This is a genomic window from Streptomyces aureus (genome assembly GCF_000725495.1).
GTDB lineage: Bacteria > Actinomycetota > Actinomycetes > Streptomycetales > Streptomycetaceae > Streptomyces > Streptomyces aureus_B.
Genome location: NZ_JNZD01000036.1, coordinates 1 through 16317, shown reverse-complemented (window position 1 = coordinate 16317; position 16317 = coordinate 1). Strand labels below are relative to the sequence as shown.

The window sequence follows — 16317 nt, the reverse complement described above, 5'->3', positions numbered from 1 at the left end:
CGAGAATATTCAACCGGTGAATTCTCGCGTTTGAACGGAGCCCACCTCCACTAACACTCGACCGGGAATCCGACCCCTCTTGTCAGGCTGTGCCGACCGTGAACTCGCCATCGCCTTGAGGAGGCCGACGTTGGACCGCGACACCCCGACCCCGGTGGATTTCTGGTTCGACCCGACCTGCCCCTGGGCGTGGATGACATCCCGGTGGGTCCTCGATGTCGCAAAGCAGCGGCCCCTGGAGATCCGCTGGCACATCATGAGCCTGACGCTGCTCAACGAGGGACGCGCGGACCTGGACGAGCGCTGGCACCGTGACCTGGCCCTGCGCATGGAGCCGGTACGGGTGTGCGCCGCCGTCGAGCACACGTACGGGCCCGGGGCGCTGCGCCGGCTCTACACCGAACTCGGCACCCGGTTCCATCTCGAGAAGGCGCCCAAGGAGCGGGCCACCTACGAGGAGGCCCTGGCCGCCTCGGGCCTCGACCGCGCCCTGGCCGACGCGGCCGGGTCCGACGCGTTCGACGGCGCGGTGCGTGCTTCGCACCACGACGCCATCGCCCGCGTCGGCACCGATGTGGGCACCCCCGTCATCGCCGTGGGGGACGTGGCCTTCTTCGGACCCGTGGTGACGCCCGCACCGCGGGGGGCGGCCGCGGTGAAGCTCTGGGACGGCGTGCTCGCGGTGGCCGAGACCGACGGGTTCTTCGAGCTCAAGCGCACCCGGAACCGGAACCCGATCTTCGTCTGAGCTCCGGCGTCCACCACGGCCGGCCCGGGCGTCAGCCGCGGGCCGCGACCGCCGGGGCGGTCCAGTTGTCCTTCAGCCACGCCTCCAGGGAGACCAGGTCCGGCCTGTTCTTGCGCAGTTCGGCCAGGTCGGCCCGGAAACCGTCACGCTCGAACCAGTCGAACATGTTGGCCAGGTCCGGGCGGCCCGCGCGCAGCGGCTCGATGGGCAGCTGCTGGAAGCGGGTCGGGATGCCGGAGACGGTCTCGAACGCCGCGGCCATCTGCGGCCCGGTCAGCTCGTCGCTGGCGATGTCGACCGTCCGGCCGATCCATTCCCGCGGGTTCTCGAAGGCGTCCGCGGCGAAGGCGCCGATGTCGCTCGTCGCCATGATCTGCACCGAGGTCTCGGGGTGGAGCCACATGGCCAGGACGAGCTCGCCCCCCCGCGCGCGCGGGGCGATGTCGAGGAGGATGTCGTGGAACATCGCCGGCCGCAGCACCGTGGTCGGCAGGTCGAGCGTCGCCAGGTACTGCTCCCCCACCAGCTTGCTCTCGAAGTGCGGGACGCGGGTGTCCCGGTCCGCGCCGCCGACCGAGCTGTAGACGAAGTGCTTCACCCCGGCCCGCACCGCGGCGTCGGCCACCGCCTTGCCCTGGCGGATCTCGGCCTCGACGCCGCCGGCGCCCCGGAAGGTCTGCACGCTGAAGACCCCGTACGCGCCCTCTGTCGCCGCCGCCAGCGACGCCTCGTCGTCCATGTCGCCGTGGACGAGGACCGCGCCCGCCTCCTCCAGCGCCCGCGCCTGTGCCTTGTGCGGGTCGCGGACCAGGGCGCGTACGGAGAAACCGCGCCGCAGCAGGTCGCGGGCGACCGCCCCGCCCTGCCGGCCGGTGCCGCCCGTCACCAGGATCGTCTTAGCAACCGCCACTGTCTGCCTCCATGTTGTGTGCCCGCCGGGCCTCGCCCGGCGGGCTGTCAGGTGTGATGGCCGCGAACGGCCGAGGTCCCCCGCGCGGTGGTGACGTCGCGCGCTACCACGGAACGGGGCCGTCGTCGGACAGGCACTGGCCCGACGGGCCTGCCTCGTCCAGCGTGGCGAGCCGGACGGCGATCTCCGCGCCCTCGGCGGGCGACCGGAACCCGCGGTTGTGGTTGATGTCGGTCGCCACCACTCCGGGGAGCGCCGCGTTGACCTTGATCGGGGTCTCCCGCAGCTCCTTGGCGTAGGCGAGCGTCACCGCGTTCAGGGCGGTCTTCGAGGACTGGTAGGCGATCATGTTGAGGCCCGCCAGGGGGCCGCTCGGAGCCGAGGCCAGGGTCAGCGAGCCCACGTGACTCGACAGGTTGACGATGCGGCCGGCCGGGGAACGGCGCAGCAGCGGCAGCATCGTGCGGGTCACGGTGACCACCCCGAACACATTGGTCTCGAAGACCTCGCGCAGGTCGGCGGCGGTCGCCTCGCCGGGCGTCCCGGTGAAGCCGCCCGCGATGCCGGCGTTGTTCACCAGGATGTCCAGGCGCCCGAACAGCCGCTCGATCTCGAGGGCCGCCTCCTCCACGGAGGCGGGGTCCCTCACGTCGAGCCGGAGCGGCACGGCCGTGACGCCGTCGTCCGCCAGCGCGTCGGCGGCCTGCTTGCCGAGGACCTCGTCCCGGGCGCCGACGACAACGGTGATCCCCTGCTCGCCGAGTTGTCGCGCGATGGCGAATCCGATGCCCTTATTGGCGCCCGTGATGAGCGCGACCTTCTCGAACGGCACGTTTTTCCCTTTCGTGAGGTCCAGGTTCCGCTTGCCCGGAGCGCCCCTTCGCCGGATACGCCAAGGCGGCGGGCGGAACGTCGTGCGCCTGGTTTTTAAGCAATGAATCAATGCGTTCACGGCATGAAACGCAAATTCCCGGGCGCCTTCGATGGTGCCGGTCGGCCCATCCTGTTCAAACGCTGAAAACCCGCGGTCGAACAGCGGACCGGCGAGCGATCGAGAAAGATCGGCCCGCCTTCAAGGCGCCCTCCACCCGGGGTCCGGGGCGCTCGGCGAGACTGCCCACGGCCTGTCTCGGCGCCGGCCGTAGGGGCCCTACGACACCGTAACCATGAAGGAGCTGGTGGAATGACTGGGAGCGAACAGGCTCGGGCGGGCGGCAAGCCCCACGTGGTCATCGTCGGTGGGGGGATCTCGGGACTGGCGGCAGCGTTCCACCTGCGGAACGAGCCGGTGCGCGTGACGCTCCTTGAGGCCTCGTCCCGGCTGGGCGGAAAGCTGCTGGTCTCCGACGTGGCGGGAGTCGCGGTCGACGAGGGCGCCGAGTCGCTGTACGCCAACCGCAAGAAGACCACCGGCCTGATCAAGGAGGCGGGACTCGGCGAGCAGATCATGTCGGCGGGCCCCGTCACCGCGTCGGCGATCTGGACCCGGGGCACGATCAGGCACCAGCCCGACCGTCAGTTCATGGGTGTGCCCTGTGACATCGACGACCTCGCCCGGTCCGGGGTGCTGTCCGCCGAGGGCCTGGAGCGGGCGCAGCAGGACCTCGTGCTGCCCTCCTTCGACCTGAAGGGCGACATCTCGGTCGCGTCCTTCGTCGGCGGGCGGTTCGGCCAGGAGGTCGTGGACCGCCTCGTCGAGCCGTTCCTCGCCGGTGTGTTCGCCGGGCGTGCCTCGGACCTCTCGTTCGAGGCCACTTTGACCCCGCTGGCGAGGGCGTCCCGCGATCACATCTCGCTGGCTGACGCGGCCGGCTCGCTGGTGCCGCACCTGCAGGAGGGCGAGAAGCCCCCGCCGGTGAGCGTCGCCACCCTCGAGGGCGGCTTCGGCACGCTGCCCGCGGCGATCGTCCGTCAGGTGCTGGACGCCGCGCCGGACACGGCCCTGCGCACCGGGGCCCCCGTCCGGGACCTGACGGCCAAGGGTGACCGCTGGCAGGTGACCGTGGGGTCGGCCACCGACTCGGAGGTCATCGACGCCGACGCGGTCATCATCGCCACCCCGGCCGGCCCGGCGGGCAGCCTGCTCGCCAAAGTCCCGGGTACGTCCTTCGCCGCCTCGGCGCTCTCCGAGGTGCCGTACTCCAGCGTGGCCATGGTGACGCTCGCCTACCCGCGCACGGCGTTCCCCGGCGGGCTCTCGGGCCGCGGCTACGCCGGCTACCGGGTGCCGGCGGAGGAGGGCAAGGCCGTCAAGGAGGTCACGTTCACCACGGTGAAGTGGCCGCACCTGGCGGGCGAGACGGAGATCGTGCGCTGCTCGCTCGGACGGTTCGGCGAGGAGCACCTGCTCCAGCTCGACGACGCCGACCTGGTCGCGCTGGCGACGGCCGAGCTCGCCGAGGCCACCGGCGTGAGCGGTGTCCCGGTGGCGTCCCGTGTGAGCCGCTGGGAGAGCGCCCTGCCGCAGTACACCGTCGGCCACGTGGACCGGGTGCGGCGGATCCGTGAGGCCGTGGCGACCCGGCCCGGACTCGCGGTGTGCGGTGCGGTGTACGACGGCGTGGGCGTCGGTGTCTGCATGATGACCTCGCGCAGGGCCGTCGACCAGATCCTCCCCGTCGTCAGGAAGGCCGCGGCAGCCGACTCGGTCGCGGTCGGGGTGTGAACCCGAATCCGCTGGAGTGATCCCGAAGTGATCACTCCAGCGGATTCGGCGTACGTGCGCCCGGCTTACGGGCAGCGGGAAGGGGCCGTGCCGTGGCACGGCCCCTTCCCGCTGCCCGTTCGTCGCGGACGCGGCGGCCCTCGTCGCGGGACCGGAAGATCCGGCCAGGGATCGGGCCTGTGGCCGGATCCCTGGCCGGATCCTGATCGGATCCCTGGCCGCGTCAGCGGTCCAGGATCGTGGCGAAGACCTCCGTCAGCGCCTGCTCCGCGTCCTCGTCGGCGCCGGTGCTGCGCCAGGCCACGTGCTGGTCGGGACGGACCAGGAGCGCGCCGGCGCCGGTGATCTGCCGGACGGCCTCCCAACCGCCGTCCTCGTCGGCGTACTCGGCGCCGTCGCCGATGCGGACCGCGTTGACCTGGACGGAGAACTTCTCCGCCACGCGCGGGGCCGCCTCGCTCCACGCCGTCCCCTCCGGGCCGGTGATCAGCGTGAAGCCGGTCCTGCCCGTCAGGTCGAGGGTGGACAGGCGCTCGCCGTCCCGGGTGATCCAGGCGTGCGGCAGCCGGTGGCCGGGGCGTGATGTCGGCGTGTGCTCGTCGCGCATGGGGACGCGGGCCGGGCGCTCGGTGCCGTCGGGGACGACCGCTCCCTCCTCGTAGGCGAAGCCGACCTCCATCTCGAACGACTGGCAGCCGCCGCGGTGGGTGTCGAATATCTCCAGGGCCCGCGCCCGCACGGTGTCGCCGAGCGGCGACGGGTCGAAGTACGCCGCCAGACGCTGCCCGCGGCGCCCCGCCGGGATGTTGTGGCCGCCGCCGATGGCGTCGATGACCGCCTGGTGGTGCTGGGCGGCGGAGACCGCCCAGTCGACGTTCTCGCGGCCCACGGGCCGGCGCTCGGCCTCGTAGGTGTCGATCAGGCTCTCGGGCGCGCTGCCGTTCAGTACCGCGGCCAGCTTCCAGGCGATGTTGTGCGCGTCCTGGATGCCGGTGTTGAGGCCGAGGCCCACGGCGGGCGGCTGCTTGTGCGCGGCGTCGCCCGCGATCAGCACCCGGCCGACCCGGTACTTGTCGGCGAGGATCGCGTTCACGATCCAGTCCGTGACCTTGTGCACGGTCACGTCCAGATCCGGCACCTTCAGCACTTCACGGATGCGGTCGACGACCGTCTCGTTGTCCCAGCGGCCGGGCGGGCCGGGGGCCATGTGCAGGCCCCACTGCTCGCAGGCCTTGCCCCAGCTCGGACCCATCTCGATGAGGTTGACGGAGAGGTCGGGGTCCTCCGGGCTGAGGTAGTGCGTGATGAGCGTGCCCTCCTCCCACCACTGCGACAGGTCCGCGGAGAAGTACACGGTCGTCGTGTTGACGTTGCTGGGCGGGCCCTGCATCTCGATGCCGACCTTGTCGCCGACGAAGCGGCCGCCGTCGGCGCCGAGCAGGTACTGCGCCTTGACCGTGATGACCTCGCCGCTGTCGACGTTGCGCACCTCGGCGATGACGTGGTCGCCCTCGTCGGAGAAGTCGAGCACCTCGTGGCTGAAGAGGATCCGTCCCGGGTTCCGCTGCTCCGCGTGCCGGCGCAGGATCGGCTCCAGCCACATCTGCGGCAGCTTCGAGGGCAGTTCCGGGCCGGCCGCCGCGTACTTCTCCGTCAGTCCGCCACCGCCGAAGGCGTCCATCTCGTGGATCCGGCGGGCGTCGAGCGGGCCGTCACCGGCGAACGTGGTCGCCCAGCGCACCTTGCCGAACTTGTCCAGCGGCGCCGCCTCCGCGAGGACGTCGTCGCGGACACCGTGCTGGCGGAAGATCTCCATGGTGCGCTGGTTGAGGTAGTGCGCCTTCGGCACCCTCGACGTGTCCGCGTGCCGCTCCACCAGCAGGTGGTCGACGCCCTGGTCGGAGAGGAACACGGAGGCGGACAGGCCGCACCCGCCGCCGCCCACGATCAGGACCGGAACCTCGATTGACGTCATGTTCGCCCTTCCAGAATTCAGATGGCTTCTCCCCCACAGCCTGACAACGTCATCCGCAACCCTGGTCAAGAACGACTGGACTCCGAAAAGCCACCGGCAGTTGAAGGAGAGGGGAATGAGCTACGGACCGCCCGAGTCGCCCGCCGAGGCGTCCCAGAGACCGACGTCGTTCTCCAGTCTCCTGCGAGTGTCCTCCAGGCGTTCTTCGAGCCCGCGCGGTGGCCGCGACGGCCGCACGCACTCCGATCATGTCGTGTGCCCGGTGCATGGCGAAGCGCACGAAGCCGTTGGGCAGGGGCAGTACGCGCGCGCCCGAGCCGCCTTCCACGCCCGCCGCAGCGACAGGCCCGGCCCGCGGGTGGTCCGCGAGGCCGAGCCGACGGAGAAGATCATCGAAGTACCCGAGCACTCCCGCGGCGCCTACGGAGCCCCACGCGTCCATGCCGTCCTGCACCGGCAGGGCGAGGAGTGCGGACGGCGGATCCAGGATCCTCCTCGAGACTGTGGGCCAGGAGACGGTCGCGGAACCCCGCCGAACGCGGACCTGAAGACCTCGTCGTCCAACAGTGGACCGAGCGCGTCCCGTTGGCTCAGCTGCATGCAGAGAACGGCCGGCTTCCGTGCGCAGCCCGTTCTCGGCCCGACAGGGCACCGACCCACGACGATGCCTCCCGGCGTGAGCCACCCCCGCGAGCACGGGGACGTGCCTTGCCAGGGGCAGCCCGGCAAGGCCGTCGTCAGCACCGGTCAAGCACGGCTGGACCGCAGCCAGGACCGCTCGCGCCACGGGCGCCGCCGGCCGGTGTCCGCGGACTGCTCGCTGTAGGCCCAGCCGAGCCAGTCCGTGATGTCGATGGCGACGACGGGCCCGCCGTCCCGGAGGTAGCGGGCGCCGTCGAACTGCTCGTACTTGCCGTCCAGCAGGCCCAGCGCGCGGGTGCGCTCGGCGCCCTCGTCGATGACCCGGGCGGTGCCGCGCAGCCGTACCCACCAGGCCTTGAGCCAGTCCTCGTCGTAGCAGTCGGCCAGGACCGTGGCCCGCTGGTCGCGGTCGAGGTTGCGCAGCCGCTTGGGCCGCGGGTTGCCGGTCTTGGGCTTGTCGGTGGGTGAGTAGAAGGTGTCGCCGTCGACGACGAAGATGATGGGCACGACATGGGCGCGCCCGCGCTCGTCGACGGTGGCCAGCCGGACGGCCCGCTCCTGCTCGAACCGGCTGCGCATCTCTTCCTGTCCGAGTTTCATCACAGCTCCTTTTCTGCGGGGTGGGGCCCAGACGCTGGGCATGACGAAGTGGCCCCTGGCAGGGGCGGTGGGTCGCGCAGTCCCCGGCGGGGCTCAGCGTTGTGCGGTGTCCAGGAGTGGTTCTTGCCGCTTGTGGCGGCGGTTGCGGCGTACCAGGAGGATCAGGACCGTGCCGAGGGCGGCGAGGGCGATGGTGGTCTGGCCGGACAGTTTGATGGTGTCCTGCGCGCCGAGTGCGCCGACCATGGGGCCGCCGAGGACCGCGCCCAGCGGGGTGGCGATCACCAGGATCGCGCTGCGGAAGGCGCTGAGGCTCACGAGTTCCTCGATGGGCGCCTTCTGCTGCAGCAGGGTGATGGTCACCGGCCCGTAGGGTGCGTAGATCAGCCCGCCGAGGCCGAAGCCCGCGATGCCGGCGGCGAGGGTGCCGAACTGGGCGAAGGGCAGGATCGCCAGCCCCCAGCCGGCCACGATGCCCAGCACGGTCGGCCACAGCGGGAGCCGTCGCAGCGATCCGGTGATCCACGTCCCCAGCACCGCGCCGACGCCGAACGCGCCCCAGATCCAGCCGAGGGCGGTGGGGTCCCCGCCCATCCGTTCGGCCACGACGACCGGGACCGCCACCTCGATCGGCCCGTAGAGCAGGTAGAAGAAGAACGACAGGACGAGCAGGCCCATCAGTTCCGGGTGGCGGGCCAGGGTGTTGGCGCTGCGGCGCAGCGGCACCGCGGGACGGCGTTCGAGGGTGCCCTCGCCGCGGACCCGGGCGGTCACCAGGGCCAGGTACAGATAGCTGGCCGCGTCGGCGGCCAGGACCGCGGCCGGTCCGAACGCGACGGTGACCAGGCCGGCCAGCGGCGGTCCGGTGATGAACGACAGCTGTTCCTGGCTGCCCACCAGTGCGTGGCCGGCGAGCCGGTCCTCGGCGGGCAGGGTCTCGGCGACGAACGTCTGGCGTCCGGCGATCCCCCAGGCGTGCAGGACCGAGGAGAGGGCGAGCAGGGCGATGTAGGTCGTGGCGTTCAGCAGGCCGGTCCAGTACAGCGCCGGGATCAGTGCGAACAGGGCGCCGCGCAGGAGTGCGTTGACCAGGATCAGGCTGCGGGCGTTGCGTCCGCTGAGCCAGCGTCCCAGGGTGAGGGAGCCGATCGCGGCGGGCAGGCTGTAGGCGGCGACGGCGAGGCCCACCACCAGGGAGCGGTGGGCCGGGGCGGCGAGTTCGACGGCCAGCCAGGCCACGCCGATGAAGCTCATGCCGTCGCCGAGGAAGGAGACCAGGAATCCGGGCTGCAGCCGGCGGAAGTCGGGGTTGGCGAGACAGCGGGTGTAGCCCTGGGGCAGCACCCGCTGCAGTCGCCGTGCTCGGGTCATCGAAGAGGCACCTCGGATTCGCTCACCGCGCAGCGGAACCCGATCTCCGGGCTCCTGGTCACCAGTGTCTTGCCCGCGCGGCTGACCGCGGTGAGCAGGGCGGGGGGTGAACTCCACGCCCCGCCGCGGACACTGACCTCGGCCGACCACTCGCCCCACAGGTCGCCGGGGTCCATGGTGCCAAAGCGCGGCTCGAGGGGGAGGCCGTCCAGGAAGCGGGTGGAGGTCCATTCCCATACGTTGCCGCACAGGTCGCGGACGCCGAAGGGGGATTCGCCGCCCGGCAGGTTCACCGGGCCGGTCAGCTCGGGCAGTTCGGCGACGGACAGGTCCGTGAGCCGGCGCAGCCAGGCCCGGCGGTCCAGGCCGGCCCCGGCGTCCTCGCCGAGGACCGTGTGCAGGCCTCGGACCGGTTCGGGCCGGAACTGCTCTCCCCAGGGGTGGCGGCGGTGGTCGTCGCCGCGGGCGGCCCGTTCCCATTCGTCCTCGGTGGGCAGCCGCTTGCCGCACCAGGCGGCGTAGGCCACCGCGTCGTACCAGCTGACCCCGGTCACCGGGTGGCTGGCGGCGCAGCGGGGGTCGTCGGCGGTGGAGCGGGTGTGGTCGGTGTTCCTCGGCTCGTCCGGGTGGCACCACAGGTGGCCCTGGGCGCCGACGTCGGCGACGAAGGCGTCGTACTCGTCGTTGGTGACCGGGCAGGTGTCCAGGTAGAAGCCCTCGACGGTGATCTCGGGCACCACGGGCTCGCCCGGGTCGCCGAAGGAGTCCTCCTCGCCGGCGTGGGTGCCGCGGCGCAGCTGTCCGGCGGGGATGTGCCGCATTCCCTCCAGGGAGAGGCGGCTGGGCAGCCGGTCGGCGGAGAGCGGGACGGGCAGGTCCTCGAGGACGGTTGCGGCCAGTGCCGTGTCGGCGAGGAGTGTCTGGGCGGAGGCCAGGGCGTGCGCGTCCGCGACCGTCACGTAGTTCCCGACGCCCGCGGTGATCTGGTCCGGTGAGCGGCCCAGGACGGCGAGCAGGGCGTGCAGTGCGGAGGGTCCGCCGGCCGAGCGCAGGTCCGGGGTCCGGGCCAGGGAGGCGAGTGCGGGTGCGCGGACGCTCTCGTCCGGGTCGGCCAGCGCCCAGCCGACGGCCTCGGCGGCGAGTTCGGGGGCGAGGCGTACGGCGGCGGCCAGGGCCTGGCGTCGTATCTCGGGCGCGTCGTGCAGCAGGCCCACCGCGAGGCATTCCTCGAGCAGCTGCGGGTCGGTGAGCTGTTCGAGGGTGTTCAGGTAGCCGTCGAGCAGGGTGTCGCGTTCCGCTGCGGGGCCGTCGGCCCAGACGGCGATGTGCAGGACTTCGGACGGGACGTTCGGGGTGGTGGTGGTCATCGCGCGCCGGCCTCCGCTCCGGTGATCATCTTGGCGAAATCCTCGCCCGCCCGGTGGCTGTACGCGGTGCCCGCGTCGGGCTTCTGCCCCGCGGAGTAGTAGACGTACAGGGTGGCCCGGCTGGTGTCGTCGAGGACGGGGCCGGAGTGGTGGAGGATGTTGAAGGTGTGGCAGATGACGTCGCCCGCCTCGGCCTCGATCGGGAGTCCCAGGGGCTCCAGCCGCCGCGGCGGGTAGCGGTGGGATCCGGGTACGAGAATCAGGCAGCCGTTGCGGACGGTGGCGTCGTCCAGGTAGATGCCGACGTTGACCAGGGGGGTCAGCGGGAGGTCGTGCGGGAAGTCGAGGTGCCAGTCCAGGGCGCTGTAGGAGCTTCGCTTGCCCCGTTTCATCTGCCACACGGCTCCGTCGATGGCGTCCTCGAACCGCCAGGTGGGGCGTCCGAGCAGGCCGGGGCCGAGTGCGTCGAGTTTCCGGCGCTCGATCAGGTCCCGGGTGTTCGCGCTGTGGAGGGTGAAGTAGGGCAGCCGGTGCAGGGTGGCCCGGCCGTTCTCGTCGTAGGAGGGTTTGATCACCTGGTCGCGGTGCTCGGCCGGCACGTTGCCCTCGAGGGTCTCGCGTTCCAGGTGTTCGGCGTCGCGCCGGATGACGTCCACGTCCTGCGCGTCGAACAGGCCGCGGTAGATGACGAACCCGTACTGCTCGTAGAAGGCGCGTTGTTCGGCCGTGACGGTGCCGTCGTAGCGGAACCGCGGGATGCGCTGCGGGGAGCTCATCGGATCACTCCCCGGAATCCGATCTCGTTGTGCCGGTCGGTGAAGAGGTCCTTGCCGCGGAAGTAGGCGGTGACCTGTTCGCGCATGGAGGTCCAGGCGCCGCCCCGGATGACCACCGAGGTCTCCTCGGCGGTCGCCCATTCGGTGCGGGGCCGCCCGGAGATCATCGGCTTCATCCGGTCGCGGGTGAAGAAGTTGGTGTCGGTCCATTCCCAGCAGTTGCCGACCAGGTCCACGACGCCGTAGGGGCTGGTGTTCTTCGGGTGGGAGCCGACCGGGACGGTGGTGACGGCGGGCGTGGTCTCGTCGAAGGTGCTCAGGGTGTCGCGCCAGTGCTCCAGGCTGTGTGCCTCGCCGAAGGAGGCGCCGAACCAGCGCAGCGCGTCGGGGTCGAACTCGTCGCCCCACGGGTAGAGGGAGCCGTTCTCGCCGCGTGCGGCCTTCTCCCACTCCAGTTCGGTGGGCAGCCGCTTGCCGAGGTGCGCGAGGTAGGCGTAGGCGTCGAACCAGTCGACGCCGGTGGCGGGGTGGTCGGGGCCGAAGCGGGCGTCGCCGATGATGCCGCGGCGGTGGTCCTTGTCCTCGGGCTCGTCCGGGTGGCACAGCGCGTGCTCGGCGGCCTGCGGGCCCTTGGCCCACGCGTCGTAGTCCCGGTTGGTGACCGGGTGGCGGTCGATGAGGAAGTCGGGCAGGTGGCGGGTCTGCCGGGGGGCGGCGTCGTCCACGTCGTAGAGGGGGTGGGCGACGTCGTCCATGCCGATTCCGGTGACGAAGTCGGAGGCGGGGACGAGGACCATGTCCCCGGGAACGGGACGGGGCAGGTTCTGCGGGTCGTAGTCCCAGTGCTCGCCCAGCGCGGTTCCCCGCGGCAGCTGTCCGGTCCTGGTGTGCTCGCGCTCGATCTCGAGCCGGTCCGCGCGGTCGGTCGCGCCGAGGATCTCGTCCATGGCCTTGGCCACGACGGCGGCGCCGATGCCCACCGGCTTGGTGCTGCGGAACAGGCCGGCCTCGGCCGGTCCGGTGATGTGCAGCAGTTCCTCGTAGGCCTCGCCGATGCGGTGCCGGCCGGCGATCTTGGCGGCCGTGAAGACGATGAAGTCCTCGTCGTCGCCGAGCAGCCAGACGAGGAATTCCCTGGCTGCGGGAAGCGTGTCCGTGAGCGGTCCGACACCTTCGAGAACCGTCAGGCGGACATCCGCACGGGGGTGGGTCGCCGCCATCGCGCAGAGTTCTTCGATGACCTGGGGATGCCGAAGTCCGGCGATCGTCTCCCGCAGTTCGGCGCGTTCTTCACCGGTCAGCGGTTCGCGTGATTCCTGCCATGCTTCCGGGGCCAGAAAACGTTCGACCAGCCCGTTCAAAGTCTTCTGCTCAACGGCAAAACGTTCGTAACTCCACCTGTGCACTGATCCCACCTCGATTGCCACGGTCAGATATCCCTGAGGCCCAAAACTCTGGCCTGTGGAGGGTGCCAGGACCCTCCACAGGCCACGGGAGCGCCTGATCAGGCAGCCCACTTGAAGTACTTACCGGCCGGGCGGACACCGCCCTTCCGCTGCGAGCGCAGAGCGTTCCACTGACGAAGCGTCTTCATCTGATTCACCTCCTCGGATGGATGTGCAATCGAGTGGTTAGACCATCCCGTCGAAAGCCCATCTGTGTCAAGTTCCCTGTTTTTCTTGTTCAGTTGACGAGCATTCCCGATGAACGAAAGGACTTGTTCAACTGCCGAATCCCCCGGTTGAACAAGCGGGCCCGAACACGCGGGCCTGAACAGGCAGTGCAGAGAAGAGAATTCCATTGCCCCCCATTTGCAAGGAGCTCGTCGTGCGAGTTCTCGTCGTACCGTTTCCCTGAAAGGCGCAGGGCAGGCGGAGAGGCTGAACGCCCCTGGGGGGCCGGTCAGCCCGGGGGGAAATGCCGTGCCGGGCACGGCCCGTTGAACACGGAGACGGCCGGGCCCCGCACGGTGATCCGTGCGGGGCTCGGCCGACGAGAGGTCAGGACGTCGGCGGCACCGGGTCCGCGGCCGCCTGGCAGGTGGCGTCGATGCCCCACGACGCGGTGGGACGGGTGCCGTCCCTCAGGTAGTCGCTGACGTAGGTGTTGAGGCAGGGATTGTTGTTCGCCGACAGTGCCGAGCCGACGTTGTGGCCGCCCGCCTCCATGATGAGACGGGAGTTGGGGAACCGGGTACGCATGTCGAGAGCGCCGAACATCCCGTGTGCGTTGTCGTACTGCGGCTGCACCAGCAGGATGTCGGCGCTGGTGCTGCCGACCCGGACCGGAGCCTGGGCCCGCGCCGGCCAGAACGCGCACGGCGCGCCGTACCAGCCGTTGCTCCAGGTCAGGAGGTGGTTTCCGGCGGCGTACTGGCCGCTGAGGGTGGTGCTCCACACCTTCCAGTCCTTCGGCCACCGGCCTTCGGTGCAGTTGACCGCGTTGGTCATCGCGACGCGGTTCTGCTGCGGGAAGCCCGGGGTCGGGGAGTCGGCGCGCAGCGCCGTCGCGTCACCGCGCACCACGAAGTCGGAGAGTATCTTCGCGCGGCTCACCCAGGTCCAGCTGCGGTAGACGACCTGCTCGAAGACGTTCGCCCACTCGCCGGGTCCGATCCTGCCGTCGACCGGCGCCGCACGGAGGGCGTCCTGGCCCTTGTAGTAGTTCGCCTCGACCTCGTCGGCGGTCGTGCCCAGGTGGTAGACGGAGTCGTACTCGGCGACCCAGGCGAAGAACAGCCCGGCGTTCTGCTCGGACGTGATGTTCTTGGACATCTGGTTCTGGTACCCCACGCCGCTGGGGCTGGGCACGCTGTCGAGCACCATGCGCTTGACCCGGGTCGGGTACATCGTCGCGTAGACCGAGCCGAGGTAGCCGCCCCAGTCGATGCCGTAGTAGGTGATCTGCTCCTGGCCGAGGGCGATCCGCATCCGGTCGAGGTCGCGCGCGGAGTCCTTGGTGGTGAAGTGGTCGAGGAGGTCGCCGTACTTGTCACCACAGCTCTTGGCGTACGCCTTGGCCTTGGCCACGGCGTTCTGCTCGTCCGCGGCCGTCTTGGGCACGGGGTCGGCCAGCATCGGGTTGATGTACGACGGGTCGCACACGATCGCCGGCTCGCTGGCCCCGACGCCGCGCGGGTCGAAGCCGATCCAGTCGTAGGCGGCGCCGACGTCCTTGGCCAGTCCGGTCGTGCCCTTGGCGTACCGGGTGGGCATGTCGCGGCTGATCGGGCCGGGCCACTGGCCGCGGTGCAGCAGCACGACGCCCTTGTACTGGTCGTCGGGGACGGTGTGCCTGGCGCGGGTCAGCGCCAGCTTGATCTTCTGGCCGTTGGGCCGGGCGTAGTCGAGCGGGACCTCCAGCGAGCCGCACTCCAGGCCCTTGAGCAGCGTGCCGAGGTTCGGGTCGGTGTCGGGACACGGCGACCAGGCGATCGTTCCCGTGTCCGACGCGGTAGCCCCCTGGGCCGCCGCCACGGGGGCGGCGGCCGGAATCGACAGGCCGATCACGATCACCGCATTGACCAATGCGAGCTTTTTCATGGATACCCCTTCTGGATGCACGGCGCACACAGCGTGGCAAGGGGGTCTTTGAAGCGGCTCGAAACCCGCTGGAGTTGGAAATGAACCGATGAGCGGGCCGCGGACCGGCGGAGAGGCTCGCGCGGGGTGGGGCACGTTCGGTGTTCGCCGGAGATCTGCGGTTCAGCGTCCGGCAGCGTGCACGAGTGCGTGATGGAGTCGTTGGTCGGGTGTGAATCCCGCTTCCCATTGCACGCCGACGGCGAAGGGGCGGTCCGTGACTTCGACGGCCTCGACGGTGCCGTCCTGCGCCCAGCCGGTGGCGGTGAGTCCGGCACCGAGCCGGTTGACCCCCTGGTGGTGATGACAGGCCGTCACCGGCGCGTCCTCGTCGAGGATGCCGGCGATCCGGCTGCCCGGCTCCAGCTTCAACGGGTGGGAGCCGAGGGTGAAGGACGGCGTGTCGGGGCGGTGGCCGTCGTGGCCCGTGACCTCGGGCAGGTGCTGGTGCAGCGTGCCTCCGTGCAGCACGTTGAGCAACTGCATGCCGCGGCAGATGCCCAGCACGGGCAGCTCGGCGTCAAGTGCCGCCCGGATCAACGCCAGTTCGGCGCGGTCGGCCTCCGGGGTCGCCGCCCGCGTACCGGGGTGCGGCTCCTCGCCGTACAGTGCCGGATCGACATCGGGGCCACCCGGGATCAGCAGGCCGTCGATCCGGTCCGCCATGGCCTCGACGCCGGGCAGCAGCGGAAGCAGCAGGGGTGTGCAGCCCGCCGCGGTCAGGAAGGCCAGGTGGGACTGGAGCGCGAAGCTGACGACCATGTCGCTGCCCTGGAACGTGACCGGCGCGGTCCGCGCACAGATCCCGATCACCGGCCGCCGCGTGCTCGCCGAACCGTTCACGACTGAATTCATGGCCACCTTCATTGATTTCCGGGTTCAACTGAGGAAAGTAGGCAGATGAAACATCCGCTTCGGCGGAGAGTCATAGCGGCAATAAAATAGCCGTACACGTAAAGCGACGGCCATCGTTCAGAACCCGGCGGGCCGACGCCTACTGAACGAAATGACCTTCCTGTCGAATCGCCGTCAGGGCGATTCGGCGTCTGCCACCGTGGCGCGGTAGTCGCCCTCGATGCGGTGCAGGATCTCCGAGTTGAGGGGCTGTTGGTTGTTCTTGGCTTGGGTCGTGAGCCACGCGTGGAGGTTGGTGGGCAGGCGTAGTGTGATAAGACGACGTGCGGCCCCGCCCAGCTCGACAAACTGCTGACCGAGGCCAGGGCCGCGATGGCGTGGCTGCGTGAAGGCGCCTCGGTACCGCAGCAGCAGACCGTCCGGGACTTCGCGAAGTCCCGCGCGAAGGCGCTGAAGGACATCAAGGCAGGGCTGCCGATGCGGCAGCGTGCCGGGATGCCCCGCATCAAGCGCAAGCGGGACGCGCTGCCGTCGATGAACTACACGCGGCGCGGGTTCCGGCTGAAGGACGGATGTCTCCACCTGGCGGGCGGGATCGTCCTGAGCGTGGTGTGGTCCCGCGACCTGCCCGCCGACCCCACCAGCGTGCGCGTGTACCGCGACAGCCTCGGCCACTGGTACGCCTCGTTCGTCGTTGAGACGGCCACCCGGCCACTCCCGGAGACCGGCCGGGTGGTCGGGATCGACTGGGGCGTCAAGGAGACCGCCACCACCACCAGCGACAGCCACGACCTTCCCCACCCGCAGCACGGCAAGACCGCCGCGGC

General features: G+C 70.6%; 12 protein-coding genes and 1 pseudogene. 3 read left to right on the top strand and 10 right to left on the bottom strand.

The genetic code is table 11. From position 1 onward, the window contains the following. The first annotated feature begins 130 nt into the window (after positions 1 to 130). Positions 131 to 748 carry a mycothiol-dependent nitroreductase Rv2466c family protein gene (locus tag IO36_RS32940; protein ID WP_037625331.1) on the top strand — a complete coding sequence of 206 codons (618 nt, stop codon included), beginning with the start codon at positions 131 to 133 and terminating at the stop codon, positions 746 to 748. Between the two features lie 31 nt (positions 749 to 779). Here IO36_RS32940 and IO36_RS32935 read toward each other — a convergent pair whose 3' ends face one another. Next, positions 780 to 1658, bottom strand: a complete 879-nt coding sequence (locus IO36_RS32935; protein ID WP_158997649.1) for an NmrA/HSCARG family protein — start codon at positions 1656 to 1658, stop codon at positions 780 to 782. A gap of 103 nt (positions 1659 to 1761) precedes the next feature. Beyond that, positions 1762 to 2490, bottom strand: a complete 729-nt coding sequence (locus tag IO36_RS32930; RefSeq protein ID WP_051901125.1) for an SDR family oxidoreductase — start codon at positions 2488 to 2490, stop codon at positions 1762 to 1764. Between the two features lie 351 nt (positions 2491 to 2841). Here IO36_RS32930 and hemG point away from each other — a divergent pair, with 351 nt between their 5' ends. Then, a complete protein-coding gene (gene hemG, locus IO36_RS32925) occupies positions 2842 to 4323 on the top strand; it encodes a protoporphyrinogen oxidase (RefSeq protein WP_037625327.1) in 1482 nt (493 codons plus the stop codon). A 223-nt stretch (positions 4324 to 4546) separates the two neighbouring features. Here the strand turns inward: hemG and IO36_RS32920 are convergent, their stop codons facing one another. The 8 genes from IO36_RS32920 to IO36_RS32885 all read right to left on the bottom strand — a co-directional run bounded on the left by IO36_RS32920 (position 4547) and on the right by IO36_RS32885 (position 15490). Beyond that, on the bottom strand, positions 4547 to 6298 hold the full coding sequence (locus tag IO36_RS32920) for an FAD-dependent monooxygenase (protein WP_037625325.1): 1752 nt from the start codon (positions 6296 to 6298) through the stop codon (positions 4547 to 4549). Positions 6299 to 7045: 747 nt separating this feature from the next. Next, positions 7046 to 7540, bottom strand: a complete 495-nt coding sequence (locus tag IO36_RS32915) for a TIGR03668 family PPOX class F420-dependent oxidoreductase (RefSeq protein WP_051901124.1) — start codon at positions 7538 to 7540, stop codon at positions 7046 to 7048. A gap of 93 nt (positions 7541 to 7633) precedes the next feature. Further along, positions 7634 to 8911, bottom strand: a complete 1278-nt coding sequence (locus IO36_RS32910) for an MFS transporter (RefSeq protein ID WP_051901123.1) — start codon at positions 8909 to 8911, stop codon at positions 7634 to 7636. Further along, positions 8908 to 10278, bottom strand: coding sequence for an SUMF1/EgtB/PvdO family nonheme iron enzyme (locus tag IO36_RS43450; protein WP_051901122.1), 1371 nt, complete (start codon positions 10276 to 10278; stop codon positions 8908 to 8910). Before IO36_RS43450 ends, IO36_RS32910 begins: the two co-directional genes overlap by 4 nt. Continuing rightward, positions 10275 to 11054: a phytanoyl-CoA dioxygenase family protein gene (locus IO36_RS32900; RefSeq protein WP_037625323.1), complete on the bottom strand. Its 780-nt coding sequence runs from the start codon at positions 11052 to 11054 to the stop codon at positions 10275 to 10277. The genes IO36_RS43450 and IO36_RS32900 overlap by 4 nt, the downstream gene beginning before the upstream one ends. Next, positions 11051 to 12415 (bottom strand): SUMF1/EgtB/PvdO family nonheme iron enzyme, encoded by a 1365-nt coding sequence (locus IO36_RS43445; RefSeq protein ID WP_051901121.1) that lies wholly within the window; start codon positions 12413 to 12415, stop codon positions 11051 to 11053. Before IO36_RS43445 ends, IO36_RS32900 begins: the two co-directional genes overlap by 4 nt. A gap of 639 nt (positions 12416 to 13054) precedes the next feature. Further along, positions 13055 to 14596 carry an alpha/beta fold hydrolase gene (locus IO36_RS32890; RefSeq protein WP_037625321.1) on the bottom strand — a complete coding sequence of 514 codons (1542 nt, stop codon included), beginning with the start codon at positions 14594 to 14596 and terminating at the stop codon, positions 13055 to 13057. A 162-nt stretch (positions 14597 to 14758) separates the two neighbouring features. Next, positions 14759 to 15490: a gamma-glutamyl-gamma-aminobutyrate hydrolase family protein gene (locus tag IO36_RS32885; RefSeq protein WP_037625372.1), complete on the bottom strand. Its 732-nt coding sequence runs from the start codon at positions 15488 to 15490 to the stop codon at positions 14759 to 14761. Positions 15491 to 15802: 312 nt separating this feature from the next. Here IO36_RS32885 and IO36_RS32880 point away from each other — a divergent pair. Then, positions 15803 to 16317 (top strand): annotated as a pseudogene (locus IO36_RS32880) (RNA-guided endonuclease InsQ/TnpB family protein); the annotation flags it as partial.

Bases quoted from the DNA above. Each gene is read 5' to 3' on its own strand.
- hemG (WP_037625327.1), top strand. From the start codon at position 2,842: ATGACTGGGAGCGAACAGGCTCGGGCGGGCGGCAAGCCCCACGTGGTC.
- IO36_RS32920 (WP_037625325.1), bottom strand. From the start codon at position 6,298: ATGACGTCAATCGAGGTTCCGGTCCTGATCGTGGGCGGCGGCGGGTGC.
- IO36_RS32915 (WP_051901124.1), bottom strand. From the start codon at position 7,540: ATGAAACTCGGACAGGAAGAGATGCGCAGCCGGTTCGAGCAGGAGCGG.
- IO36_RS32910 (WP_051901123.1), bottom strand. From the start codon at position 8,911: ATGACCCGAGCACGGCGACTGCAGCGGGTGCTGCCCCAGGGCTACACC.
- IO36_RS43450 (WP_051901122.1), bottom strand. From the start codon at position 10,278: ATGACCACCACCACCCCGAACGTCCCGTCCGAAGTCCTGCACATCGCC.
- IO36_RS32900 (WP_037625323.1), bottom strand. From the start codon at position 11,054: ATGAGCTCCCCGCAGCGCATCCCGCGGTTCCGCTACGACGGCACCGTC.
- IO36_RS32890 (WP_037625321.1), bottom strand. From the start codon at position 14,596: ATGAAAAAGCTCGCATTGGTCAATGCGGTGATCGTGATCGGCCTGTCG.
- IO36_RS32885 (WP_037625372.1), bottom strand. From the start codon at position 15,490: ATGAATTCAGTCGTGAACGGTTCGGCGAGCACGCGGCGGCCGGTGATC.